Annotated in this window: 15 protein-coding genes; 13 read left to right on the top strand and 2 right to left on the bottom strand. The window is 47.3% G+C overall.

Features of this window, described 5'->3' with window-relative positions; all coding sequences use genetic code 11:
* The first annotated feature begins 6 nt into the window (after window positions 1-6).
* Genes MKZ12_RS22890 through MKZ12_RS22880 form a run of 3 tightly spaced genes read left to right on the top strand, consistent with a single transcriptional unit; the run spans window position 7 to window position 3,682 of the window.
* The gene (locus MKZ12_RS22890) at window positions 7-2,109 is read left to right on the top strand and encodes a BglG family transcription antiterminator (RefSeq protein WP_339256935.1); all 2,103 of its coding nucleotides are present in this window, start codon (window positions 7-9) and stop codon (window positions 2,107-2,109) included.
* On the top strand, window positions 2,106-2,540 hold the full coding sequence (locus MKZ12_RS22885) for a PTS sugar transporter subunit IIA (RefSeq protein ID WP_339236891.1): 435 nt from the start codon (window positions 2,106-2,108) through the stop codon (window positions 2,538-2,540). Before MKZ12_RS22890 ends, MKZ12_RS22885 begins: the two co-directional genes overlap by 4 nt.
* Window positions 2,537-3,682: a mannitol-1-phosphate 5-dehydrogenase gene (locus tag MKZ12_RS22880; RefSeq protein ID WP_339256933.1), complete on the top strand. Its 1,146-nt coding sequence runs from the start codon at window positions 2,537-2,539 to the stop codon at window positions 3,680-3,682. Before MKZ12_RS22885 ends, MKZ12_RS22880 begins: the two co-directional genes overlap by 4 nt.
* A 60-nt stretch (window positions 3,683-3,742) precedes the next feature.
* Here the strand turns inward: MKZ12_RS22880 and MKZ12_RS22875 are convergent, their stop codons facing one another.
* Both MKZ12_RS22875 and MKZ12_RS22870 read right to left on the bottom strand, forming a co-directional pair.
* Window positions 3,743-3,994 carry a cysteine-rich CWC family protein gene (locus MKZ12_RS22875; RefSeq protein ID WP_339256931.1) on the bottom strand — a complete coding sequence of 84 codons (252 nt, stop codon included), beginning with the start codon at window positions 3,992-3,994 and terminating at the stop codon, window positions 3,743-3,745.
* Between the two features lie 146 nt (window positions 3,995-4,140).
* The gene (locus MKZ12_RS22870; RefSeq protein ID WP_339256929.1) at window positions 4,141-6,153 is read right to left on the bottom strand and encodes a DNA mismatch repair protein MutS; all 2,013 of its coding nucleotides are present in this window, start codon (window positions 6,151-6,153) and stop codon (window positions 4,141-4,143) included.
* Between the two features lie 526 nt (window positions 6,154-6,679).
* Between MKZ12_RS22870 and MKZ12_RS22865 the strand changes: the two genes are divergently transcribed.
* The 10 genes from MKZ12_RS22865 (at window position 6,680) to pulA (MKZ12_RS22820) (ending at window position 26,365) form a co-directional block, all read left to right on the top strand.
* Window positions 6,680-9,016, top strand: a complete 2,337-nt coding sequence (locus tag MKZ12_RS22865; protein WP_339256927.1) for a helix-turn-helix domain-containing protein — start codon at window positions 6,680-6,682, stop codon at window positions 9,014-9,016.
* A 281-nt stretch (window positions 9,017-9,297) separates the two neighbouring features.
* Window positions 9,298-10,251 (top strand): sugar ABC transporter permease, encoded by a 954-nt coding sequence (locus MKZ12_RS22860; RefSeq protein WP_017686861.1) that lies wholly within the window; start codon window positions 9,298-9,300, stop codon window positions 10,249-10,251.
* Between the two features lie 45 nt (window positions 10,252-10,296).
* Window positions 10,297-11,169 (top strand): carbohydrate ABC transporter permease, encoded by an 873-nt coding sequence (locus tag MKZ12_RS22855; protein WP_124115652.1) that lies wholly within the window; start codon window positions 10,297-10,299, stop codon window positions 11,167-11,169.
* A gap of 69 nt (window positions 11,170-11,238) precedes the next feature.
* A complete protein-coding gene (locus MKZ12_RS22850) occupies window positions 11,239-12,738 on the top strand; it encodes an extracellular solute-binding protein (RefSeq protein WP_339256925.1) in 1,500 nt (499 codons plus the stop codon).
* 24 nt (window positions 12,739-12,762) lie between these two features.
* The gene (locus MKZ12_RS22845; RefSeq protein WP_339256923.1) at window positions 12,763-13,866 is read left to right on the top strand and encodes a glycoside hydrolase family 88 protein; all 1,104 of its coding nucleotides are present in this window, start codon (window positions 12,763-12,765) and stop codon (window positions 13,864-13,866) included.
* Between the two features lie 108 nt (window positions 13,867-13,974).
* The gene (locus MKZ12_RS22840) at window positions 13,975-15,486 is read left to right on the top strand and encodes an extracellular solute-binding protein (RefSeq protein WP_339256921.1); all 1,512 of its coding nucleotides are present in this window, start codon (window positions 13,975-13,977) and stop codon (window positions 15,484-15,486) included.
* A gap of 342 nt (window positions 15,487-15,828) precedes the next feature.
* A complete protein-coding gene (locus tag MKZ12_RS22835; protein ID WP_339256919.1) occupies window positions 15,829-17,094 on the top strand; it encodes an S-layer homology domain-containing protein in 1,266 nt (421 codons plus the stop codon).
* 86 nt (window positions 17,095-17,180) lie between these two features.
* Entirely contained in the window at window positions 17,181-20,786 is a 3,606-nt protein-coding gene (locus tag MKZ12_RS22830) for a DUF5704 domain-containing protein (protein ID WP_339256917.1), read from the top strand.
* Window positions 20,787-20,955: 169 nt separating this feature from the next.
* On the top strand, window positions 20,956-23,004 hold the full coding sequence (pulA, locus tag MKZ12_RS22825) for a type I pullulanase (RefSeq protein ID WP_339256915.1): 2,049 nt from the start codon (window positions 20,956-20,958) through the stop codon (window positions 23,002-23,004).
* Between the two features lie 484 nt (window positions 23,005-23,488).
* Window positions 23,489-26,365: a type I pullulanase gene (gene pulA, locus MKZ12_RS22820; protein WP_339256913.1), complete on the top strand. Its 2,877-nt coding sequence runs from the start codon at window positions 23,489-23,491 to the stop codon at window positions 26,363-26,365.
* The last annotated feature ends 182 nt before the right edge of the window (window positions 26,366-26,547 follow it).

The raw sequence follows: 26,547 nt of genomic DNA, 5'->3' as shown, positions 1-26,547 counted from the left end.
TGAGATATGAGTATTACCAAAAGACAACGTGAAATCGTGGAGTTTCTGCTGGAGCATCCACATGAAGTCACTGCCGGTGAAATTGCCGTTGAAGTAAAGGTTAGTACCCGAACGGTTCACCGGGAGCTGCAAATGATTGAACAATGGCTTGAACCTTTGGGCATGAGGCTGGAAAAAAAATCAGGAACCGGTATCCGAATTGATGCCAGTTCCGATGATCTGGCTGTATTGCGCCAGCAACTGGAGGGTAAAGAATATGTAGAGTTTACGCCGGAAGAGCGTAAGCTCTTCATGCTTTGCATCCTGCTTGATGAAGCGGAGCCTGTGAAGTTACTCGCTCTGGCTTCGGATTTGAAAGTGACCGTATCCACCGTAACCACAGATCTGGATGATCTGGAGTCACGGATTCGTCAGGCGGGACTGAAGCTGGTTCGCAGACGTGGATATGGCGTCAAGATTAACGGGAGTGAGACGATTCATCGCACAGCCATAGCTGCACTTGCTTTGGAATTTCTGGATGAATCCGACCTGTTCGGAAGACAACCTGAACAAGGTGGCTCCATCGTAAACCAAAAATTGCTGGATATGATTGGACACGGTGATGTGCTTACGATCGAAAATGCGTTATGGCAACCAGATATCGAATGGCTGGAGAACATCCCGGAACGCCAATACATGAAGCTGCTGATTCAATTATCCGTCGCAGTTGTACGTATTCGTAAAGGCTTTGGCATTGGCCGTATTTCTCCGCGAGAGAACATGGAAGATGCAACTGCAGAGCAGGATGAGATGAAGGTTCCACCTTATATGGCTTCCCGCTTATGCGGTGTGTTATCCACTCAACTGGGGCTGACATTCTCCCAAGATGAGCAAGCTTATTTTCACAGATTATTAGTTGAGACAGAGCAGCGAATTCACTCTTCGCGGCTGTTGCCAATCGACGACTTGATTTTACTGGACAGGGTACATTCACTGATTGATCAGATGCAGGCAAGAACGCATTACACCTTTCATGAGGATCGATTGCTTCGTGAAGGTCTGCTTGGTCATATGCAACCTGTAATGGAGCGAATTGAAGGGCAACAGATGATACGTAATCCGCTACTGCAGCAGATTCGCAAAGATTATGACTCCCTGTTCGAAGAGGTCAAACAATCTGTTGGGCAAGCTTGGCCAGGCACAGACGTTCCGGATGAGGAAATTGGTTTCTTGGTCATGCACTTTGGGGCTTCCATCGAGAGGTTGCGTACATTGAAACGGGAGATCAGGGCGATCATCGTGTGTACAAGCGGAATTGGATCATCACGCATGCTATCCAGCCGATTGTCCAAGGAGATTCCCGAGATTCGAATCATGGATAGCGTGTCCTGGTATGAAGCTGCCCGGATACCTACAGATCAGTATGATCTGGTGTTATCGACGGTCGATCTGCCGATGGATGAGCATCAGTATTACAAAGTGAGTCCACTGCTTACGGCAGAAGAGAGCGAACGTCTGCGTCATTTTATCCGAACAACAACGTTACAACGACAGCATAATAAGCCCCGTGGAGCAGAGGTTCAGACAACAAGTCGTTACTCAGACCCTGATGGAATGGAAGCTATTTTAGTTGAAATCGTCCGAATTATCGGCAAGTTTCAGGTGTACCCGCTGGATAATCAGGATATCGGGTTCTATAAAACGGTGTATGCGATGTGCAACGTGCTCCATGGAACGGGCGTGTTGAAGGAGCCAGAGGAGATCGCAAAACGGCTGGAGGCACGTGAAGCAGTGGGGAGTCAGAAGATTCCCGGCACAAGACTTGCTCTGTTTCATACACGAAGTGAGGGAATATACAGGCCGTCCATTAGCTTGTTTCAGCTCACGGAACCACTTCTTCGTACGCCGGATGATCCGGCAGGAGTTACCCATGTTCTTTTGATGCTCGGTCCGAGAGAATTATCCAAGGAAAGCCTGGAGGTTCTCAGTGAGATTAGTGCCCTGTTATTGCAGGAAGAAATGATTACATTGTTGGAAAAGGGAATCAGGGATGAACTCATTCATTACCTTTCCCAGGAACTCGTTGGATTCTATCGCAGTAAAACCGAAATTGGAGGTCAACCACTATGAGTATGTTAACAACAGATAAAGTCATCATGAATGCGACGGCTCAGGACAAATACGAAGCGATTCGTATGGCAGGACAGATTCTGAAGGATGCGGGACATATTACCGCTGATTACATTGAGAAGATGATTGAACGTGAAGAGATTGTCTCAACCTATGTAGGGAACGGTCTTGCGATTCCGCACGGTACGAAGGAATCCAAAGCATTCATTTTATCCACAGGCATTTCCGTTATTCAGTACCCACAGGGTGTTGATTTTGGCGATGAGAAGGCTTATATGGTCATTGGTATCGCGGCTCAAGGCGGGGAACATATGGAGATCTTGACTAGCATTGCGGTGATCTGTGCTGAGGATGAGAACATGGAGGCCCTGCGTCTCGCGAAAACAGCCGAAGAAGTTATCGCTATTCTGGAAAGTGAAATGGAGCTATGAAGGCCCTTCACTTTGGAGCAGGTAACATTGGACGCGGTTTTATTGGATTGATTCTGTCTCGTGCAGGGTATGAGGTTGTTTTCTCCGACGTTAATCAGGAATTGGTAACCGCTCTTCAGCAACGGGGGCAGTATACTGTGGAACTGGCTAACGAGAGCAAGGATCAGGAGACTGTGACAGGCGTAAATGCGATCGATGGAACCCAGCTGGAGACGGTTGCCCAAACCGTTGTGGAAGCTGATCTGATCACAACCGCAGTGGGCGTGGGCGTACTGAAACATATTGCACCAGGTATTGTGAAGGGACTTGAAAAAAGACTGAATTCCGGTCCTGCACAAAACCCTCTTCACATTATTGCTTGCGAGAACGCAATTGGAGCCAGTACACAATTGAAAGAGCATGTATATGCTCTGCTCAATGATGAGACACGTTCCCTTGCGGATCAGTATGTGTATTTTCCAGATTCGGCCGTAGACCGGATCGTGCCTATCCAGCATCATGAAGATCCTCTGCATGTACAGGTGGAGCCTTTTTACGAGTGGGTGGTGGATCGTTCCCAGATGGCCCCGGCATTCAAACCGGTTGAGGGCATTCTATATGTTGATGATCTGGAGCCGTATATCGAACGGAAGCTGTTCACGGTGAATACAGGACACTGCGTTGCAGCATATATCGGTCATGTACACGGGTATGACACGATTCAGAAGGCTATTGCCGATGAGAAAGTGAAATCGATTGTATACGGTGCTTTGCAGGAAACCGGGAAAGTATTGGTGAAGCGTTTTGCATTCAACCCGGAAGAGCATGAGCAGTATATTGTCAAAATATTGGGACGGTTCGTCAACCCGTATCTCACTGATGAGGTTACTCGTGTTGGTCGTTCCCCGCTGCGTAAATTGTCTCCGAATGATCGTCTGGTTCGCCCTGCCCTTCAGGCATATGCGGATGGAACCGAAACGATCTATCTGGCTATGGGCATGGCAGCAGCCTGCAAGTTCGATGTCTCCGATGATCCGGAAGCAGTGGAATTACAGGACATGATTCGCCAGAAGGGAATTACAGCTGCGCTCCACCATTACACGTCGATGGATGAGCATCATCCGGTGCTTGAACAGGCTGTTGCCCAGTATAACCAAATGTAAGAGCAGCGGTAGCCAGCTAACAATATAGATGAGGCATAATGAAGAAGAGCCATACAGTTGTTAACTGTGTGGCTCTTCTTTTGGTTGATGTTTATCGGCATATTCATCCAAACAGCGCTGACATATACACGATTTTCGGGGCTGTTCTGCCGGAATGCGGTCAAATACACCCTCGGGGAAAGTAGCCCGGTTACACCAGCATTCCGAATGAGGATGTCCTGCGGCATAAGAACAGCGATTAGCTTCACCGCATAATGGGCAGACAAGAACATCGATAGGGATGTGCTCTTGATCGTCTTGTTCTGCAGACATACAGTTCTTCCCTCCCTGTGGAATAGCTACGAGCTGAAGTTGAACATACTGCTCCCAGTATAACAGAAATGCGTCAGTGATTATGGAATTCACTGTGTATATATGACTTCCAGTTTACCACCACATCTGTTTCTCCCAGGGGTTATTCATTCTTCAGGCGGTAGTTCAATCTGCAGGCCTTCCACATGTTTACGTCCCATTAATTTGCGTTTCTTGCGGTTTTCTTTTGTCTCCAGCACAATGTCCAGATCATAATCGTCACCCGGATATAACTCATCGGCAGATATATGCAGGGTCAGGCGTTTTTTATGGATTTTGACTTTGCGTCCACGTAGCATGACCCCGATATTTCCACGGCTATCCTCCACATCACATACGATTCCCGACTGATTCAGATAGGCCGCATACACCCGATCCCCTTTGCGAAACGTTTTGGCAGGAGCAAGAGAATTCGACTCTCTGGTTGTTCTCTGTTTGTGGAGACCGATTGAATTTTTGGATTGCTTCGTCTGATTCAACTGATTCAGCTTGGATAACTCTGTCGGGTCGTCTGCCTCCTTAGCGGAACGCTTTGGCGTCAGGATCGGAGTTTCCATAGGAGGTGACGTGAACACCATTGTACGATCTCTCGAAATACTTTGATCTGACAGGGACTTGGAGCGCTCGATAATTCGCTGTGGCATGCCCAGCTTTAATGCGATGGAATAAGCATAGCTCTCACCAGCTTCTCCGATACGCAATCGATACAGCGGCTGGAGAGTAACGGTGTCAAATTCCATACGGGCATTTTCGAATCCTGGCGTGGCCGCAGCAAAATGTTTGATTTCACCAAAATGAGTTGTCGCCACAACGGTTGCTCCGCGGCTGTGCAGCTCCTCCAGCATGGCAATGGACAGTCCGACACCTTCACCGGGATCTGTGCCGGAAGCCATCTCATCAATAAGCACCAAGGTTGACGTATTGGCCTGTTCCAGTATGCCAATCATATTGCGAATGTGTGCTGAGAATGTACTGAGCGCCTGTTCCAGACTCTGCCCGTCACCAATATCAACCGCTACCTCGTTATAAACAGCCATCTCGCCACCTTCCTCCACCGGAATAAGCAAACCGGATTGCATCATCAGGGTTAACAAACCAAGGGTTTTGAGTGCGACCGTTTTACCCCCGGTATTCGGGCCCGTAATAATGAGTGACGAATACGTCCTGCCAATGGCAAAATCAAGCGGAACCATGGAAGAACCCATGAACGGATGACGTGCACGTTGAAGGCTGATGTGACCCTGAGTATTGACTTGAACGGTACGTCCGTCCATGGTGGCCGCATATTTGGCTTTGGCAAACAGGAAGTCCAATACACCAACCGTTTCGGTGTTCAGTGCGATTTCACGGTTATACGATTCGGCCAGAGAGGTTAAATCACCGAGAATTCTCATCTCCTCTCGGGACTCCTCCGCTTGTAGAGCGGCCAATTCCATCTGCAGACTTACTAACTCAACAGGTTCAATATATACGGTTTGCCCGCTTCCGGATTCATCCAGCACACTGCCTTTCACCTGTTTGCGGAACTCTTTCTTAATGGGCAGAACGGTTCTTCCTCCGCGTTGGCTGATGACATGCTCCTGCATAATGGAACGATGTTTACTCACCAGAGAATCAAGCTTTCGTTTCATACGCTCCTCATTCACCGTCATTTTTTTGCGAATACGAGTCAGCTCCTTGCTTGCTTGATCCTGAATGCGTCCACTATGGATGCAGCGCTCGATCTCACGCAGCAAAGGTTCGATCAGAATCATGGATGCTGCATAGCGACTAACGGTGGGAGCGGCGTCAGATTTGCCCTCCATGTACTTCATGAGTTGTGCACAGCTCCGCAGGAACTGAGCAAGATGACTGAAGTCACGTTCACTGAATAGATAACCGGTGCCAAGCAGATCCATAATCGTTTCCATTCCGTCGAGTGAAGGGAGGGGGATACTGGCCCCGGAACGAATCAACGCAGTCGCTTCTGCTGTTTCTTCCAGGCGCAGCTGGATCAGGCGAGCATCTACCATCGGTTTTAGTTCTCTGGCATAACGTTTGCCCAGATAAGACAGGGCGCAGTCTGCAACATTTTTTTGAATTTGTGGATAACCTAGACTGTTTAATGTGTTCTCATTCATGCGTAATCTCTCCTTGAATTTGAATTGGGATTGCAGTTGACACGCGAAACATATTCCTGGAAAACGCAAAAAGGGCGGAGAATGAACAAACGTCATTCTCCGCCCTAAATATATGGGAAAGCAAAGTCCACTACAGATCTATATTAAAAAATCCGCGCTGAACTCAGCGCGGAAATAGACCCGGACAATGACAATCCCGGAGGCGATTTATGATATCCGCTGTTCTTAACTAAGTACAGGGATCTGGCGCATCATGAAATACACGTATGCCATGTGGGCACAAGCGCAATGAAAGGCCAAACTCCTGAATATGAAACTTGGTTAGTTAAGAACATTCACCGACATTAAAAATCTCTCCTTTGATTGAGGAATATGCAACCAATATAAACTGGAAATTGGTTTGAAGTCAACCTTAGAATAAATGAGTGGACTTGAATAAGAATGGGTTTTAAAATAACAATAGTAAAATAATCCAATGAAAGCGATTTAATATAATAAACATACATATTAAAGGAGGATGCTCTTTTTGCCTAAGTATTTACTGCGTTTGCTCTGCTTTACCCTGATCCTCGGAGCCCTTCCCGTTATTGTTATTGGTTCGGTCTCGTACACGATTGCATCACGTGACATTGAGCAGAAAGTGCGTGAAAGCAACCTTCAGATATTGCATCAGACCCAAATGCGGGTAGAACAAGTTCTGCGCAGCCTGCAATTATCATCCATTCAGTATGTCAATTCACCCCTGGTACTTCAGGCGATGAAGAAACCGCTGGACAGCAGCGATTTTCAGGAGATTCGTGACCTTACGTCGGGCTTTAACAACTTGCAAGCGGTTACGAACATTGACCAAGCCTATCTGGTTAATCTGGACGAAGATTGGGTTGTTTCGATGCGTTCTTTTGGCAAATTGGATGATTTCAGCATTCGGGACCGGATTGGTTCTTATCTGACCTACACTAACAGCCTGTTCTGGGTCACTCAAAATGCCAGTTCAGCCAAAGAAAGTGTACCCGTGTCAGCTGGCATGGGGGAACTGACACCCGAACAGGCACCTACTCTCATTTCATCGGATAATGTGGTCAGTATGGTATTCAAAATCCCGATGATGCCAACGAATGTGAAACCAAAGGGATTTCTTGTGATTGATATCGCCGATACGGAAATAAGTACATTCTTGAGCCGAAATGCGAATTCCGGAGATATGTACGTTCTGGATCGGGAGCAGAAGTATTTTCTAAACGATGTGCAGCAAGATGGGAAATATGACATGCTCAATAAGGAAATTGATGAAATGGTGCAAACGACAGGCCAGCCAGAGGGGTTCTTCAGCTCAGAGGTGGAAGGTAACCAAGTGGCGGTTAGCTATAGGCAATCTCCACTTAATGGCTGGTTATACGTGTCCGTTGTATCCCTTGGGCAGATCACGGCCCAATCACAGAAAATTGCATTGGTTACCGGTGTCGCTACACTGGTCATGTTATGTGTAACGGGATTGGTCGCCATATACGGCAGTCGGCGGATGTATTCACCGATCTCCAGACTGCTGCAATTTACGAAAGGGTTGGATTCCCCAGTTATTCCATCAGGACGCCGTCAGGATGAATTTATCTATATTGAGGAGCAATTGTCAACCTTGTTCAGTTCGGAGAAAACGATGCGTGAGCAGATGAAGGGTCAGCATGTGCATCTCCAAGAGTTTTTTATGACCAAACTGCTAACAGGCAAAATCTCGGAAGAAGATTTCAGATATCAGGGAGAATTGTATGACTTCCCGACCGGGTGGGCAAGTCTTGGCGTACTCATGCTCCAGATGGATACGTTGGAAGGGACCCGATATGAGGAGCAGGATCGGGACCTGCTGCTGTTTGCTGTCAACAATATGGTAGGTGAACTCCTTCCTTCTGCAGTTCGGTTCACCCCGGTCATGCTGGATGATGCCCAAGTCACCGTACTTGCCTCTGAACTCACGGATGAGGTGAAGCTGAAGGAATGGATGCACACCCAGGCAGACTGGATTCGCGAACGTGTCGTGACCTATCTGAATCTGCCCGTAAGTATTGGCATCAGTCGTTCGTACACTTGTATTGGTGATACGCCAAGAGCGGTCCAGGAGAGCCGCGAGGCTCTGCAAGGCCGGGTAAGTCTGGGCAGCCGTATTATTTTGCATTACGAGGATATACAGCCACGTGGTCAGATGGAGGCTGCGTTGTATACCCAGTTACGGATGATTGAAGATCAGCTCGCTTCCGCGCTCAAGCAAGGAGATGAAGAGAAGACAGACGCCTATTTTACGCAATATTTGGGGTTGCTTGCAGATAAGAAGCTTCATTTCAGTGAATACCCCGTCATTATGGTTCAGTTGCTGTCTCGTGTATATCAGCTTGTTCAGGAGCAAGGTGGAGATGTGGCTGAAGTACTGGGTGAAAAAGCATCCATGTCACATCTGCTAAAGTTGTCCACATTGGACGAAATGACCAATTGGTTCCGCAAGCGGCTGTTCCAGCCTGTCATTCGTTTTTGGCGAGAGCAGGAAGAATCTCAATACATGAATATTGCAAGGCGCATGATTCGTTTGATCGAGGAACGTTATGATCGTGAATTATCGCTGGAGGCCTGTGCCGCTGAGCTTAATTTTCACCCTGTCTACCTAAGTCGGGTATTCAAGAAGGAAGCGGGAGTCAATTTTACGGAGTATCTCGCAGAATACCGTATGGAAAAAGCGAAGACCTGGCTGCAAACAACCAATCTTAAAATATCGGAGATTGCGGAGAAATTAAACTATACCAATCCGACCGCATTTATCCGTACGTTTCGCAAAATCACAGGAACTACCCCCGGCAAGTACCGGGAGCAGCAGCGATAAAACAAGCCTGTTCTGCCTGCCATGGAGGCAGGCTTTTTCATGTTCAGGTGTAGGGAAAAGGCCACACTTATCCATGAAGTTAAGACAGGAATATGGAGGTTAAAAGCAGTTCATTGCGCCTTTCATTTCTGTGAATGAAATCAGATAAACCCTTGCTGCATAAGGAATAACAAAAGGCTAAAACGAGACGATAGCCAGTCATAGGTTTATCCTCCACAATGAAGATATGAATTCAGGAAGTGATCTTTTGTAATCGTTTCCAATGTGGGGAGGAAGACACTATGAAAGCCGAAACGGCGGCTCGAACACGGCCCGCTACCCGCAGTGACAAAAACCTGCTGTGGAGGGACATTATCAAAAACCGGTGGCTGTATATCATGTTAATACCGGGTGTGCTTTACTTTGTTATTTTCAAATACATACCCATGTATGGCATCACGATGGCTTTTCAAGATTACACACCTTACAAGGGCATCTTGGGGAGTGACTGGGTAGGGTTCAAACATTTCCAGCGTTTCTTCGGAGAACCCCAGTTCTGGACATTGTTTCGAAATACGTTTTTACTCGCCATTTATAACATTGTGTTCTTTTTCCCGCTGCCGATTGTACTGGCACTCATGATGAATGAGGTTCGCCGTGAACGCTTCAAACGATTTGTACAAACGCTTGTTTATGTTCCGCACTTTGTTTCCTGGGTTGTTGTTGTCGGTGTGTTCTACATGCTGTTCACAACCGAGGGCGGTGCGATTAATGAATTGCTCTATAACCTGACTGGACAAAAAGTGGCGTTCCTGCTTGAACCCGGATGGTTCCGTACGATGATTGTTGGACAATCCATCTGGAAAGAAGTCGGTTGGGGCACGATTATCTTCCTTGCTGCTCTTTCCGGTGTTGATACACAACTCTATGAAGCTGCACGGATTGATGGTGCCAATCGCTGGCGCCAAACCTGGCACATTACGTTGCCGGCCATTCGCAGTACAATCGTCATTTTGCTTATTCTGCGTCTGGGCAATTTCCTGGATACAGGCTTTGAACAGATCTTCCTGATGCTGACTCCGACGAACCGGGATGTGGGCGAGGTATTTGATACCTACGTGTACACGAAGGGGCTCACCCAGGCACAGTACAGTTATAGTGCTGCTGTCGGGTTGTTCAAATCGGTTGTCGGGCTGGCGCTTGTCCTTGGTGCCAATACGCTGGCCAAAAAATTCGGGGAGGAAGGCGTCTACTAACCCTCGGGAGCAGACGTTCTTCACCAGACAGGAGTGAACATTAAGATGCAACAGGATAAAACGTGGGGCAACCGGATCTTTGATTTTCTCAATCACGGCTTGCTGCTGTTGATTGGTATCGTGACGGTCATACCGTTCATTTATATTTTGGCCGTATCGTTTACCAGTCCACATGAAGTGGCCAAGGGAGGATTTATTCTTTTTCCAAAAGAGTTCTCTCTGGCTGCATACCGCTACATTTTCTCAACGGATACCTTGATTCGCAGTCTGGGTGTATCGGTCTACATTACGGTGATTGGTACCTTTATTAACCTGTTGTTTACGTCACTTATGGCGTATCCGCTCTCCAGAAGATATTTGCGTGGACGCCAGCCCATTTTGCTGGGTGTATTGTTCACGATGCTCTTCAGCGGCGGAATGATTCCAACGTACTTTGTCGTGAAATCTTTGCACCTGACGGATACATTATGGTCGCTGATGCTGCCTACCGCTATTAGTGCGTTTAACTTGATTGTACTGAAAAACTTCTTCCAGGCTATTCCCGATGAACTGGAGGATGCAGCCAAAATTGATGGATGTAACGATGTCGGCGTATTGTTCCGGATTGTACTGCCGTTGTCCATGCCAGCCATGGCGACATTTTCACTTTTTTATGCAGTGGCCCACTGGAACAGTTTCTTCAGCGCTGTAATCTATATCAACGATAGTGAGAAATGGCCTGTCCAAGTCTGGCTGCGTGAGATTGTCATTCTGGCACAGAGCCGAATCGGAGACACGAGTATCGAAGAGACCGAGATCCAGCCGCTGACCATTCGCATGGCGGTTATCGTATTCTCCACGATCCCGATTATGCTGGTGTACCCATTCCTGCAAAAGCACTTTGCAAAAGGAGTAATGCTGGGTTCGGTGAAAGGTTGAGTCTTCACATGCTTCAAAGTCAGTTCAATATGACAATTTAACTGCATAAAAAAGGGAGGTTTTCATGTTATGAAAGCAACAAAAAAGAAAGCCGTAGCTGTCTTAAGCACACTGGCACTGGTGACAGGGTTGCTGGCAGGATGCGGATCAGACGAGGGTCAGGCTGCCGAGGGCGGCGTACAAAATGTATCCATAGCCATTGCACAGGTGGGTGATGTGCCAAGCAAAGGCAATGAAGTTCAGCAAAAGATTGAAGAGTATACCAACACCAAGCTGGATATCCAGTGGATACCGGCTTCGGCCTATAATGACAAAATTAACGTGATGATCGCTTCAAGCGATATGCCAAAAATTGTGAAGGTGCAGTATAATCCGACCGTGACCAGCGCTATGCGTAATGATGTGTTCTGGGAAGTGGGGCCTTTGCTGAAAGACTACAAAAATCTGTCGGCTCAGAACGAGCGTTTTTTTGACAACATCAAGGTAGAGGGCAAAATCTACGGAGTTCCAGTTTTCTCTGATATCGCGCGGGCCACGGTGATTTATCGCAAGGACTGGTTCGAGAAGCTGAATCTGAAGGTGCCAACCACACCGGATGAATGGTATGAAACGATTAAAACACTGGCAACCTCCGATCCGGATGGAGATGGTCAGGATAATACGTTTGGATTGATGCTTTTCAAAAAATATAATGAGGACCAATATTCCTTCACGACGCGTCTGGGCGTAAGTTTTGGTGCACCTAACAAGTGGAAAGCTGAGGAGGATGGCAGCTTCACGCCTGAATTCATGACGCCGGAATATATGCAGGTGCTGGATCTGCTGAAACGGTTGTATGATGAGAAACTGCTGAACCAGGACTTTGCCGTATTCGATTCTACGGAAGCAGAGAAAAAGTATGATTCCGGTGTTGTGGGTATCCGTGTAGGTGTTGCTCAGAATGGAAAAAGTCAGCAAGAGCGTCTGTCCAAAAACAATCCGGATGGTGTGGTAGACATCGCTGGTTTGCTCGGACCCAATGGAGATCGTGTTGCAGGACAGACGGGTAACTCGGGCATTCTGGCATTCCCTAAATCGACGGTGAAATCGGAAGAAGAACTCAAGAACCTGCTCTCCTTCCTGGATAAACTGATGGACCCTGAGATGGCTACCCTGTTGATGCGTGGCATGGAAGATAAACATTACACCAAAGTGGGCGAAGATCAGGTGGAGATGAGTGACTTCGATGCATTCCAGCGTGAAGTGAAACCTTACCGTGACAACCTTCCTTATGTCGAAGGGTATAACGTACCGAAGTTGAAGGATACGGAACTGGGTGAAAAAGGTACAGCACTTGCCAAGGAACTGGCGGAGCACGCTGTGCCAAACCCTGCGCTAACGTTATATTCCCCAACATATGGTGACCGCGGGGCGGATCTGGATCAGGTCATTGCAGATGCACAAACCAAATATATCATGGGCAAGATCGATCGAAGTGGCTGGGAAAAGGAAATTGAGAATTGGGGCAATGCGGGTGGAAACAAGATTCGTGAGGAATATGCCGAAGATTATAAAAAACAGGCTCAATAAAGAGCCGGAAGCGGAGGCTTGATCATGAAGGAAACATTGCAACTCACATCGGTGCGCACGGCACAGCAATTCATGGAAAGTTATCGCAACCATGAGCTGTACTCCACTTGGCATTATGAGAATGGCTGCTTTCTGAAAGCACTCGAGGAGCTGTACACGCACACCGGGGAGCAAAAGTATTTTGACTACATCCGTGAGCTAATGGATCATTTTGTTCAGGAAGATGGCTCGATTCGTTCCTATACGGTTGAGGAATATAACCTGGATCAGATCAATCAGGGAAAATCACTGTTCCTGCTGCATGAGAAAACGGGTGAAGAAAAGTACCGCAAAGCTGCGGATTTGCTTATGACTCAGCTCAAGGGACAGCCATATACGAGTGAAGGCGGATTCTGGCACAAAAAGATTTACCCTTTCCAGATGTGGCTGGATGGTTTGTATATGGCTACTCCATATCTCACCCAGTATGGCGCGGTAACGGGTGAAGAGAAGTGGTTCGACAAGGCGGCTCTGCAGCTCTTACTGGTGGAGCAACGTACACGTGATCCGCGTAGTGGTCTTTTGTACCATGCCTGGGATGAGAGCAAAGAGCAGCGTTGGAGTTCGGGGGAGACGGGATGTTCTCCACATGTCTGGAGCCGGGCGATGGGCTGGTATGTGATGGCGGTTGTGGATACACTGGATCATCTGCCGGTAGATCATCCGCAGCGAGGGCAGATCGTGGGCATCTTCGAACGGGTAGCAAACGCATTAGTACATGTTCAGGATCAACAGACCGGACTATGGCCACATCTGCTGGATCAGCCGGGAAGAGAGCGGAACTATCTGGAGGCTTCAGGCACCTCAATGTTTGTCTATGCATTGGCCAAGGGTGTGCGTAAAGGATATCTGAGCGGCAAGTTCAAAGCGGTTGCGGAAAAAGGGTATCAGGGTCTGCTGCAGCATCTGCTGCAAACGGATCGTGATGGCGTACTGTCCTTGACGCAGTGTAATGGCGGAGCCGGTCTTGGAGGAAGCCCGTATCGTGACGGGTCCTATGAGTATTATGTGACCGAGTCCATTCGGATCAATGATCCGAAATCGGTTGCTCCGTTCATTTTGGCAGGGGTGGAGATTGAACTGGCGTAATGCTGGTTCTTCTCTCTAAATTATTTATGATAGCGCATACATGGTTGGTATGAGTGAAATGAGGCAAGTTTGCTGAACAAATTGGCTATCCAAAAGGAGAGATGGTTCATGAGTCCAAAAGGTCCAATGTCCCGTTTAGGCGGAATCGTTGTAATTGGTGCAATGTCCGCTGGATTGCTTGCAGGTTGCGGGGGAGAAAAAGCACCTGCTGCAGGGGAAGGTAAACTTCCCATTTCCATCTCTTTAATGCAGGTAGGTGATATACCGGCCAAGGAGAACGGGATTGAACAGAAGATTGAGGAATATACCAATACGGATGTCAATGTACAGTGGATTCCGCAGTCTGCTTTTGATGATAAAGTGAACGTGATGGTTGCATCGGGCGAGATGCCGACCATTATGCGTGTGAATTATGTACCGACAACGTTTAATGCCGCCAAAACGGGACTGTTCTGGGAACTGGGGCCTTACTTGAAGGATTATAAAAACCTGTCGGCCCAATCCGAGGCTTATTTTAACAATATCAAAATTGAAGGCAAGGTCTACGGTATTCCGAACTTCCGGGATATTGGACGGACTGCGATCGTATATCGCAAGGACTGGTTCGATACATTGAAGCTGGATATACCCAAAACGCTGGATGACTGGTATGAAGTGATGCGCTCTATTCGTAAGGATGATCCGGACGGAAATGGTAAGGAAGATACGTACGGTGCACTGTTATTTAAGAAATATAACGAGGGAGTCTCTTCGCCACTGACGCGTATTGCTGTAAGTATTGGCGGTGTCAACAAATGGGGTGTGGATGATGCTGGGAAACTGACCCCGGAGTTCTTGACTCCCGAATATGTGGATACGATGAAACTCTTCAAGCGATTGTTCAGCGAGGGTCTGATTAACAGTGACTTCCCTGCCCTTGATCCTTCAGATGCAGACAAAAAAATGGATTCGGGCCTCGTTGGCATGAAGCTGAACGGTGTGGCTCAGAACGGAAAATCTTCTCAGCAACGGCTTACGCCAAATGCTCCGGATGGAGAGATTGATGTAGCTCCTTTCCAGGGACCCGATGGTATTCGCATCGCCGGAGAGCCTGGGAACTACGGAATGCTGGTCATTCCGAAAGCATCCGTTACAGATGAGGAGCAGCTGAAGAAGGTTCTTACGTTCCTGGATCAGTTGATGGATGAGGAACTGAGCACGTTGCAGCTCCGCGGATTACTCGATGTTCACTATACCAAGACTGCGGATGGGAAAACCGAACTCAAGGATTTCGACGCCTATCAGCGTGAAGTGAAGCCATATCGGGATAATTTGTTAAGCATTGAAGGCTATAACGTGGCTGAACTGGTCGATGTTCCCATTGGTATGAAAGGTACAAAGATGGCGCGTGAAAATGAGCAGTACGCCATTCCCAATCCCGCGCTCACCTTGTCTTCGGCGATCTATACCGAGCGTGGTCAGGAGCTGGATCAGATGATCTGGGATGCGCAGACCAAGTACATTATGGGTAAAATCGATGATGCAGGTTGGGAGCAGGAAATTGCAAGCTGGAGAAAAGCCGGTGGTGATCAATTGATCACGGAATTGGAAGCATCCTATAAGGAATTAAACGGAAAATAAAGCTTAGTGAGAAAAAAAGGTTGATCATTTGGAATGATATGGTTTATTCTATGAGTGAGTTCATTTTCCAATATCATAAGAAAGACCACACCCTTAAAGCATAAGGCTATGAATCTGCGGATTCATGGCCTTTTTTTGTTTTAAGCGAATCAAGTGGGTCTATGGAAGGAGCGTTGCAAGCCTTGAAGTGATGGGGATGGACGAAAAATAATACCAATAGCCTAGTACAACATGGTAGAATATTGATTATTATGGCAAATTTAGGTTTTGGTTATGAAGAGAAGTGACTAGGTTGACCAAGTAAAGCATCCCCATACTAAGGTACATAGGAGCGTGAGTAGATTGAAGAAGCAGATTGAAGGACACGAGAAGAAAAAAAGGAACGGTTGGATCGTCGGGTTGTTAACGACAGCTGTATTGGCAGCAACACTTTTGCCAGTTGGAACCGTACATCGTACGTCAACAGCAAATGCTGCATCGGGCACAAGTGACACGGCTCTGAGCAAATTCAAGGATATTAAAGATCACTGGGCTCAAGCGACGATTGCCAAAGCTTACGAAAAAAATCTGATCTCTGGTTATCAAGACGGAACGTTTCGTCCTAATGGCAAAATCACACGTGGAGAATATGCGACTATACTTGCCCGCGCGACTGGACTGGAGAAGGTAGAGGGGCATAATCCCTTTGCTGATCTCAAGGGACATTGGTCTGAAGCGGCAGTTAGCCAGCTTGTCGGACAAGGGTTCATTAACGCTGGCGATTACACAAAAGGTTTCAATCCAAATGCGGAGCTAACACGCTATGAGATGATGAAGTGGATTGCCAATGGACTGATCAAGTCCGGCAGCAGCTTCCAAGACGCTTTTAACGATACGAAAAACACGCTGCTGCCCACACCGGAAGTAAACCGTGGCACCATTCGTAGCGAGCAGATTCCGTATCTTGCCCTTGTTCGCGGGACAGGCATTGTCGGTGGCTTCCAGGACGGCACATTAAAACCCGCGGATTCCACCACACGTGCAGAAGTATCAGCCATTTTGCTGCGTTATATGGACGTAGAGGGAACGGATGCAGGGAAGTATAGTGACCTGAATGAAATGAGAGAGGTCGGCACGACGGGTACGAATTTAACGACAGTAACAAATTACAAATATATCAAGGGTAACTTCGGAGATATAGTTAACACAGATTACACCTTGAAAAATAATGTGGGGGTCGTAAGGTACCATAGATTTATCGTAGTGGATACTCGAGGGACTAAGCCCTTGGGACTGTACGCCTCGCTATTTATAGATCCAAAGAACTTGACTAGGGCACAAGGAGGTCGCTTCTCTACCTACGCCGAGATAACGTTTAATTCTAAATTTGATAAGTCAAATCTTTTAACTATTGCTAGAGCGAATGATAATATAGCTATTCCAATTCAACGATTATTTAATGTGAGCTATTTGAAAGAAAAAGGGTTTAGTACTTTACCAGACGATTCGAATGCAATGTTGAAGCAAGGAGTGCCTACCAAGTTTTGGTCATCACATACTCTGGATCCTGTGAAAGGCGGATATATGTTGAAGAATGATGCTGGTAAAGAAGTTCAAATCTATCAATAGAACTTTTGGTGGTGTTTAAATTTAATATTAAACGTTATCTATTAGATGGCTTAAGAAATTTATTTAGAGTCTTAGTAATAATACTAATGATGATACCAGTCTATTACTGCATTTCTGATACTCCTAAAGCTAATGCCTTAGAAGAACAATATGGTCCCAAATCCATGAAAGGGCCAGCAGTAACAGTTGATGCAAACCCAACTCAAGGAACACCGGGAGTTTACTGGTATCAACTTGATTCAGGAGAATTTAGGGCAGAATATCAAGGCACACACAAAGATGTGGATAACGGAGGAACTGACTATGATGCATACCCTGTGAAAACAGAAATTCCTGATAATGTTGATATGAGTAAATGGCCGCCACTAAGTTGGAAGCCATATAGAGGAATAGGAATTGATAAGGAAATGGTAACTGATATTAAGCTAAAGAACGATCCTGATGGCGTAAAATATCAGCAGGTAAATAGTTATGAAGGAATAGGTAGTCCAAGAGTTACAAGTGAAAAAAATGCGGATCTTAGAACATATACTGGCAAAGGGTTTGAGTTCTTTGAAAGAGAACCTTATGGGACTAGGCCAGGCAATAAACCCAAATATAAGATGGTATACCACACCCCTGTTAGCATCTTCTGGGAAGGTAAGATTCACGAAGAGAAAGAAATCGATGTAACTCCAAATAAAACTCTTACCCTAGGTCAAACCCAGCAGATGGAAGCCTTGGTGAAGACTAAGGGCTATGGTGCGACAGCCTTTGGTGAGGACATCAACGTATCCCGACGAGAAGCGGAGATCAAATGGTTTTCTTCTGACGAGTCGATTGCAAGTATAGAGTTGAAAACCGGGATGTTGAAAGCCGAAAGTCCGGGCACAGTCACTGTGCGTGCGATCTGGAACAACGGTACATACCTGATTTCGGATACTGCGACCATAACAGTCACGTCGGAGCCAGGACTCGTTGTGAATCTGCCGAATGCTTGTAAAGCCAATACGACAGCTCTACAGGCAGAAGCCGTTCTAACCAAACCGGATCGCACTGTTCATAAGCTGACGGCTCATCCCAAATTGACTTGGCAGAGTTCGAATCCAACTGTGGCAACGATTGGCGCAGACGGCAAAATTACAACAAAAGGGATCGTGGGCAGCACTACCATCAAAGCCCATTTTCTTGATACTGCTCAGCGACTGGATGAACAAGGGACTCAGGTGCTTGAGGTGAAGGACTGTACGGATAATGGAGAAGGGGGGAATGATGGTGATCCGGGGGGCGATCCTGTGAACGCTTGCTCTGTGACCATCAGCCCACCTAGTAGAGGCACGGTTATCGAAGCATCGGTTATAGACCCATCTGTTCGAGGTGTGTTGAAGGCGGACGATCGGGGATCTGAGAAGTTCGATGTTACCCGTGGTATTCCGACCTCGGAAGATCTCTATGCCAATGTCTTGGCCAAGGAATATCTGTTTCAGCACCGTTGGGTTAACATGACAGGAACGGTGACTTACAAGGTTCCTGTGAAAAGGGTTTATCATAAAACCTGGACGATTCCGGGAAGAGCTTCTAGTGGTGAGGGGGATCCAGGAACACCTCCTGAGCCCAGAGAACTTGACGTCCCTGGGGATAAAACCATGCAAGTAACAAGGACATATAGCTATTGGCAGATCGATAATCTGGAGGTATACAAGTTAAATGAGGCAAAGGTATCTAACTATGCGCTAGGTGGTTATGGTGACACCGTGACCCTGACGCCCAATGCATATACTCCACCGACTTTGCAATCGGCTATGGATACTGTGGTTAACACTCATGTGAAACCTGCGCCATGTCAAGAAATTGATCTTGGCATCCAAGGGGTTCCAGGTGGTTCCGATGAACCGCCTACGCCAGATGAAACGTCATTGTTTCAATCTGAAGCTGAAGCGAAGGTTAGAGAGAACACGGTCAATAACGACAAGGTAACCTTTAATGGGGCGACGATTATGGACCCCGCTCCAGTAGCAAAATCAGCTCCGCAACCGGGAACGATCCCCCAGCCGGGCATGATTGGGGATCTTGTTCTATACCAGAACCGACTGACGATCAAGAACACATTGGTGAACAAAGCCAACCAGCCGACCACTGGTGAAATTTCTTACGATTTGCTCCCTGGCAATGTTAACGGTGGGCAGGATCAGAAGTTCCCCATTCTGGGCATCAACTCGGTGACAGTACATACTCCAGTTGTGAACTATGCCTGGGTATCCGATGATCAGCTGCATAACCAGAAGACTACGCCTGATCCGACCAGAGCTGCACTTATTCTAGAGCGTCCATTTGTTGTACGAATCCCAACTTCAGGTCAACATTTGGATATAGGGAGTTACCCTGGTTATGGAAACCGTGATTATGCGAAATATTTCCGGATCAAACAGGTTCGTTTCCCATTCGATGTTTATAATGCAGCCAGAAGCCAGTTCATCCCGGCCATGACTTGGGTGGATATTCCTGTAAATCAATTAGATACCCCTTTTTATCTTCCTGTATGGATAGATGAAGGAAACTATCAGATAGAGTTTCGTAATATTGCCGAAAATGCACCTGCAAACTTTACAGAACAACAGGATGCCAACACAAATCTGACCCATCATGTTGCAGCAGATACCGTTGCTGTAGAGGTTATCGGACGGTTGTATGATTTTCATATCACGGATATTTCGGACTACAACTGGGAGAATGTGTTCCGCAAGCGGATGGGCAGCCCGGAACCAACGGGTGTGAGCTACTGGACCGGAGGAAACAGTATCGACGGAGATCCCCGAGGTAATTTGGCTCCCTATGTCCTGCCTATTCGTCCCGGCAGTCATCCGGTACAAGGCTTCCGAAATGCAGCGGTGAAGACGGGTTACCATTTCAAGTTTGATCTGAAGACCAAAGGTAATATGTTTGGGAAACAGGATGGTATCCGAATCACGCCAACGTTCTCTTTTGTGAGCAAAGATGGCACCACCCGGCAAGAAGTGGATTTATACTACCATCGGGGACAGGAACGACTCATTCGTATTGGATCAGCACAAGATTTAGAAAAACGTTTTGTTGTCCTGAACTCACGATTGCGGAATGTTCCCGGTACGGAGTTGGGGGATACGGCGCGCTACCAGTATACCTATGAACTGTCGGAGGAGGAACGTATTCAAGGGTCACTCGCCGAACATATGGTTCGTTTCGTGGATCAGACCTCTCATCATAAAACGTGGGTAGGTCGGTATAACTGGATGATTCTTCCTTCACAGATCCGCACACTCATTGGCCCAAAAACAGATATTCCCGCCAGTGTTAATGTGGATCGGGCGAATGCAGCGATTCAGCGCTGGTATGGGGAATATAGCTTGCCAGCGGATGTATATGCAGTGCCCAAAGGAACCGATCTCGAATTACTTGCCAGACAAAACCAGTTGGATGAGAAGGCAACAGTATTTCTGAGGGACGGTTACATTGTAGTGAACTTCAATATCGAAACGTTGCGCAGTGGCAATACGAATGCACCCCATCTGCAATATATTCATGCACCGTTGATGAATCAATGGCAAATGGAAGGTTTCGATTACAGCCCGGTAGATAGTCAGGGGAGAAGCTGGCCGATGCAAGATGGGGACGTGGTTTGGTACCACGCCGATCAATCCAGCCGTAATGATTTCCAATCCCAGGTACCGCATTAGAGAGAGGTTATCGATCCATTAAGAAGGCAGACGTTATGTGAATCTACATGACGTTTGTCTTCTTTTGTGTAATTGGGATTATGGTTGGGCAGTAGAACGGGTATAAAGGGTAAGGAGCACTCGTTCTATCCATATTCATAATTTTCTCAACGAGAGGGGAACAATACATATGATTGAAGAGGGTAAGCAGGAACTATTGATTTCAGATGATACATACAGAGGAAGAGATTTAGGTGTCACCTTAGAAGCACAAGCCTGTCGCTTCAAAGTCTGGTCACCGTTAGCCGTTCAGATGGAACTACTTCTGTACCCGCCTTTGACAGGAGGGAACCCTGAGGAAGAGCCCAATCAACGGAAACAGCAGGCGATACCTATGCAAAAGAAAGAACAAGGCACCTGGTTTCTGGAACTGGAGGGCGATTTAAGCGGCTACCGTTACATGTACAAGCCTACTTTCGAAGATGGACATTCGACCAATGCTGTAGATCCTTACGCACGAGCCGTGACCATGAATGGAGAAATGGGTGTAATTGTCAGACTGGAGCAGACACATCCGAAGGGATGGAGTGAGGATATACGCCCGGAATTGACCAGTCCTGTAGATGCAATCCTGTATGAACTGCATTTACGTGATTTTTCCATTCACCCATCATCTGGTATTACGAATAAAGGTAAATATATGGCTTTTACCGAGACGGGTCTGCGTGATTCGGAGGGCAACACACTAGGGATCGATCATTTGGTTGAACTCGGGATTACCCATGTGCATTTGCTACCCGTATTTGATTTTGCGACGGTAGATGAATCCAGAGTAGATGGTGATACGACGGATGCCTCCAACTATAACTGGGGATATGACCCGCTCCATTATAATGTGCCGGAAGGTTCCTATGCATCACGTGCAGACGACCCTGAGACACGAATTCGTGAGTTCAAATCCATGGTGCTTGCCCTTCATAACAAGGGAATAGGTGTCATTATGGATGTGGTGTATAATCATACGTTTGATACGGAAGGCAGCTCTTTTGAAAAACTTGTACCAGGGTACTACTATCGTCAAAACGCCGATGGGACCTATAGCAATGGTTCAGGTACGGGTAATGAGGTGGCTACTGAACGCGCCATGGTTCGCAAGTTTATCATCGACTCGGTCCGTTACTGGGCAGAGGAGTACCATGTGGACGGTTTTCGCTTTGATCTAATGGGCCTGATCGACACCACTACGATGAAACAGCTTGCAGCGGAATTACACGCCGAAGTGTCACCTTCCATATTGTTATATGGTGAACCATGGGGCGCACTGGTTTCGCCTCTTGGGGATGATATGACCCTAAAAGGAACGCAACGCGGGGCGGGTTTTGCTGTGTTTAACGATAATTTCCGCGGCGTGATCAAGGGAGACAGCGATGGAGTGGGTACGGGATTTGCGACGGGGGCGGACGGGAAAGAAGACGAATTGTGGACTGGCGTCCGGGGAGCCGTTCAGGATTTTACGGATGGTCCATCCGAGACGATCAACTATGTAACGGTGCATGATAATCTCAACCTGTGGGACAAAGTCGCACGTACACAAGGACTCCACGATACCTTGAATTTCCTCACCTATGACGAGGATGGGTGTATTCGCGGTTGCGAAAGTGTGGAAGAGGCTGTAGAGAAGGCTAAGCCTTACCTGCAGATTGATCCGGAACACATTCTGGAGAATGAGACCGTTAGGCGTTGTTTGCTTGCCAACGGTATTGTTCTAACCTCCCAGGGTGTACCCCTGATCGCCGCTGGAGATGAGCTGCTTCGCAGCAAATATGGGGATGCCAACAGCCACCAGAGTGGAGACGCAGTCAACGCCATACATTGGGAGCAAAAGCAGCTGTTCAAGCCGGTGTTTGACTATTACCGTGGGCTGATTCTTCTTCGGCGAGAGCATCCCGTATTTCGGCTTCGTACACGGGAAGAGATCGAGAAGCATGTTCGTCTAATCGAAAAAGGTAAGGGGCTGTTGGCGTATGAATTGAACGGTACAGCAGCCAGCGATCCTTGGAATCGCATTGTTGTCATCTATAACGCGGCAAAGGAAAACCGTGACATCTCTGTTCCCGCAGGAACATGGAATGTAATTGTTGAGAAAGGACAAGCCGGCGTTGATACGATACGCACCGTACAGGACGGACAGGTACATGTGAATGGGCTATCCATAACAGTGATGTATTCCAATTCCTGATCGACCCTAATCCTCAAGCAAGAGAATGTAGTGTGCTAGTAAAAGGGAGCGTGCTTAAATAAGGACATGTTCAATTGTCCTGTAGATCGGGTGAAAAATGAAAATGAGTCGTCCTTCCAATCGGAAGGGCGATTTTTTGTCGAGTTAAAGAGCGATGGCTCGACCATAAACAGGAGTTTGTTATACTCGGAAATACTAAAACATCCGCCAGTTCAATGCGTAGCTAAGTATAGATTTGTTTGGAAAGCAGATGACATCCTGTAATTTATTCTTGTATTTTTCAAACTTTTTTTGTCAGGACAGGTACATATGCTGTCAATCTATGGCACTTGTTTTCATATCCTATATTTTGAAAGCGATTGCTAATTGAATACACAAATTGAACCGATATGATGAGTACAGACAACCCCGGGTTGACAAATCCCGTCCCGCTCCGTAACATCGGGACAACACGAAAACAATGGATATAAAGGCGGTGGGAACGATGCCGGAATGGACTTCTTTTCGTTACGAAGGCAACGATCTTGGCTTAACATATACTCGTGCTGCAAGTACTTTTAAATTGTGGGCACCTACGGCACAACAGGTTGATATATTGATTTTTGAAGATGAAGGGCATTACAACGAGGAAGGTAAGGTGCAAGAGCATAAGGGTGAAAGGGAACATTCCTTGACACGTGATGCGGATGGAATATGGACTTTAGAGCTTACAGGCGATTGGGCAGGTTATTATTATATGTACCGTATCACTCATAATGATCAGCGGATTGAAGTCGTTGTTGATCCTTACGCGAGAGCGGTAACGGCCAATGGGCAACGAACGGCTATTATAGATCCTGACACCACCAATCCGGTCGATTGGGAACTGGATGTCAAACCTGCTTTTCTGCGTCCTGTCGATGCCGTGTTATATGAGTTGCATGTCCGTGATTTCTCCTCAGACCCACATGCCGATATTCCGTATAAGGGAAAATATCTGGCATTCACAGCATCCGGTCTGACGGATAGAGCAGGCAATAGTATTGGTGTAGACCATCTTGCCGAACTGGGAGTCACTCATGTACATCTTCTGCCTGTGGCGGATTATCAGACGGTGAATGAACTCGCTACAGCTGACGTTGGTTCCAATGTCCGAGCACCATACAACTGGGGATATGATCCGCAACATTATAACGTTCCCGAAGGTTCCTACGCTACCGACCCTCGTGATCCGGCAGTTCGAATTCGGGAGCTCAAATCACTCGTACAATCTCTGCACAGACAAGGTATTCGTGTTGTACTTGATGTTGTCTATAATCATACGTACAGCGTGGAAGAGGGACCGTTTGAACGGATCGTACCCGGCTATTATTACCGTTATCGGGAGGATGGCACCCTCAGTGATGGTTCCGGTGTAGGCAATGAACTGGCGACTGAGCGTCCAATGGTGCGAAAATATATTGTGGATTCTCTCCGATATTGGGCAGAAGAATATCATGTGGATGGATTTCGATTTGACCTTATGGCTCTAATAGATACGGAAACGATGAATGAATTGACACGCGAATTGCGGGAACAGATCGATCCGGCATTTCTGATCTATGGGGAACCTTGGACGGGTGGAGATTCGCCTTTGGACCGCAAAACATTAAAAGGAACCCAGCGAGGTCAGGGATTTGCAGTATTTAATGATCATTTTCGCAGCGCAATCAAGGGGGATAGTGATGGAAGTGGCAGAGGGTTTGTCACGAGTGCCGGAGGACAGGAATATGAGATTCTCAGAGGATTAGCCGGGGCACTGGATGATTTTACATCTTCACCTGTGGAAGTTGTCAATTATGTATCTGCCCACGACAACCTCAATCTGTGGGATAAAATTGCAACAACCATGAACCTAAGACATGAATTAGGATTTCCCGTATGGAAGGACGGACAGCCCGTGGGTGGTGGGAGTGCTGAGTCCGCTGTAAAAGCAGCAGATCCTTATCGGTATGTGGATGCAGATAATGTTTTGGATGATGAGATGGTTCGACGCTCGTTACTGTCTTCCGGCATTCTGCTGACTTCTCAAGGCATTCCGTTCCTGCATTCAGGGGATGAGTTGCTCAGGTCCAAAGCCGGTGATCATAACAGTTATCGGAGCGGGGATGCGGTGAACGCCATCACATGGGCCAACAAATCACGGTTCAGACCGGTGTTCGACTACTATCGTGGTCTTATTCACCTGCGTCGCACACATCCCGCTTTTCGTATGATTGATGCTGAACAGGTACGAAATCACCTTCGTGTAATTCGTGCGGATGGCAATGTAGTTGCCTATATGCTTCAGGATGGTGCGAATCAGGACACCTGGAATCAGATAATGGTCATTTATAACGGAACGGAACATGAGCAGCATGTGGACCTGGGAGAAGGTGACTGGCATGTCGTAGTCAATGCTCATCAGGCAGGTACAGATCGGATTGAGACTGTTCGTGGTACTGTGCAGATAGAACGATGGTCATTGATGGTACTGTATGACACAGAGCGTGCTGGAGGCGCTGAGCCGTCAACAGTGGAGATTAGTTTTCCTCGCCAGGTATACAGTCCGAAGGAGACCACGCAACTGCGAGCAATCGTACGGGACAGCATTGGCAATGTGGTAGAAAAAGCCCCGGTTACCTGGACTTCTTCTGAACCGGATATTATTCAGATCCAGCCTGATGGAACAATCCATGCACTGGAACGAGGGGAAGCTTCAATTACAGTCCACTGTGGGGACATAACGGCAAGTTGTATGTTACAAGTGGATTACCGTCATGCTGAACGAATTGAAATTGTGGGCGAACCCGTCATGTACATGACCCGCATCAGCCGCTTCCGTGCCTTGGTCCTTGATCAATTTGGTCAGCCGCTACAGGATTCGAATGTACGCTGGAGCTCTTCTCACCCTGAACTTGCAGCGGTGAGTGCGGCAGGGATCGTACGTGCGATGACACCTGGAGTAACCCGTATTATTGCTGAAGCTGGAGGAATAAGGGCATCTCTTGCCGTGACGATTCATAAACAGATTTCGCGAACCGTCACGCTTCGATACGAACGGGAAGACCAGCATTATGAAGGTTGGGATGTCTGGGTGTGGGGCACAGGTATGGAAGACGGAGCAGTAAGGTTGGAACAAGTCGGTAATGCCGCAGAAGCCCGCTTCCGCGTTGCTCCGGGTCTGCATCACCTGGGATTGATCATCCGATTGAACGAATGGGAAGCCAAAGATACGTGCGGAGACCGTTACGTGGACATTGTACCTGAAGATGGGGACGTGCACATTATTGTCCGTAGCGGGTCAGACGAGATGCAGATCATTCGCGAAAGCGAAAAAACGGAAGATCGTGATAGCGCATAATTTCTTTATTTATAACTTTGAACGTAGTTCGTCAAACCCTTGCTAAACCAGCAGTTGGAAGAGATTCCGACTGCTTTTTTGGTCTGAATATACGGAGAATAGCTTAGCCGAAAATAAAGAATTGTCCTGTTTCGTGTTTGAGATCCTCTATCATTGGGGTAAATATAGATATGGCCCACGAT

This window comes from Paenibacillus sp. FSL R5-0713 (assembly GCF_037973325.1).
Classification (GTDB): Bacteria; Bacillota; Bacilli; order Paenibacillales; family Paenibacillaceae; genus Paenibacillus.
Note: the sequence above shows the minus strand (reverse complement) of the source record. Positions and strands in the feature narration are given on the sequence as shown.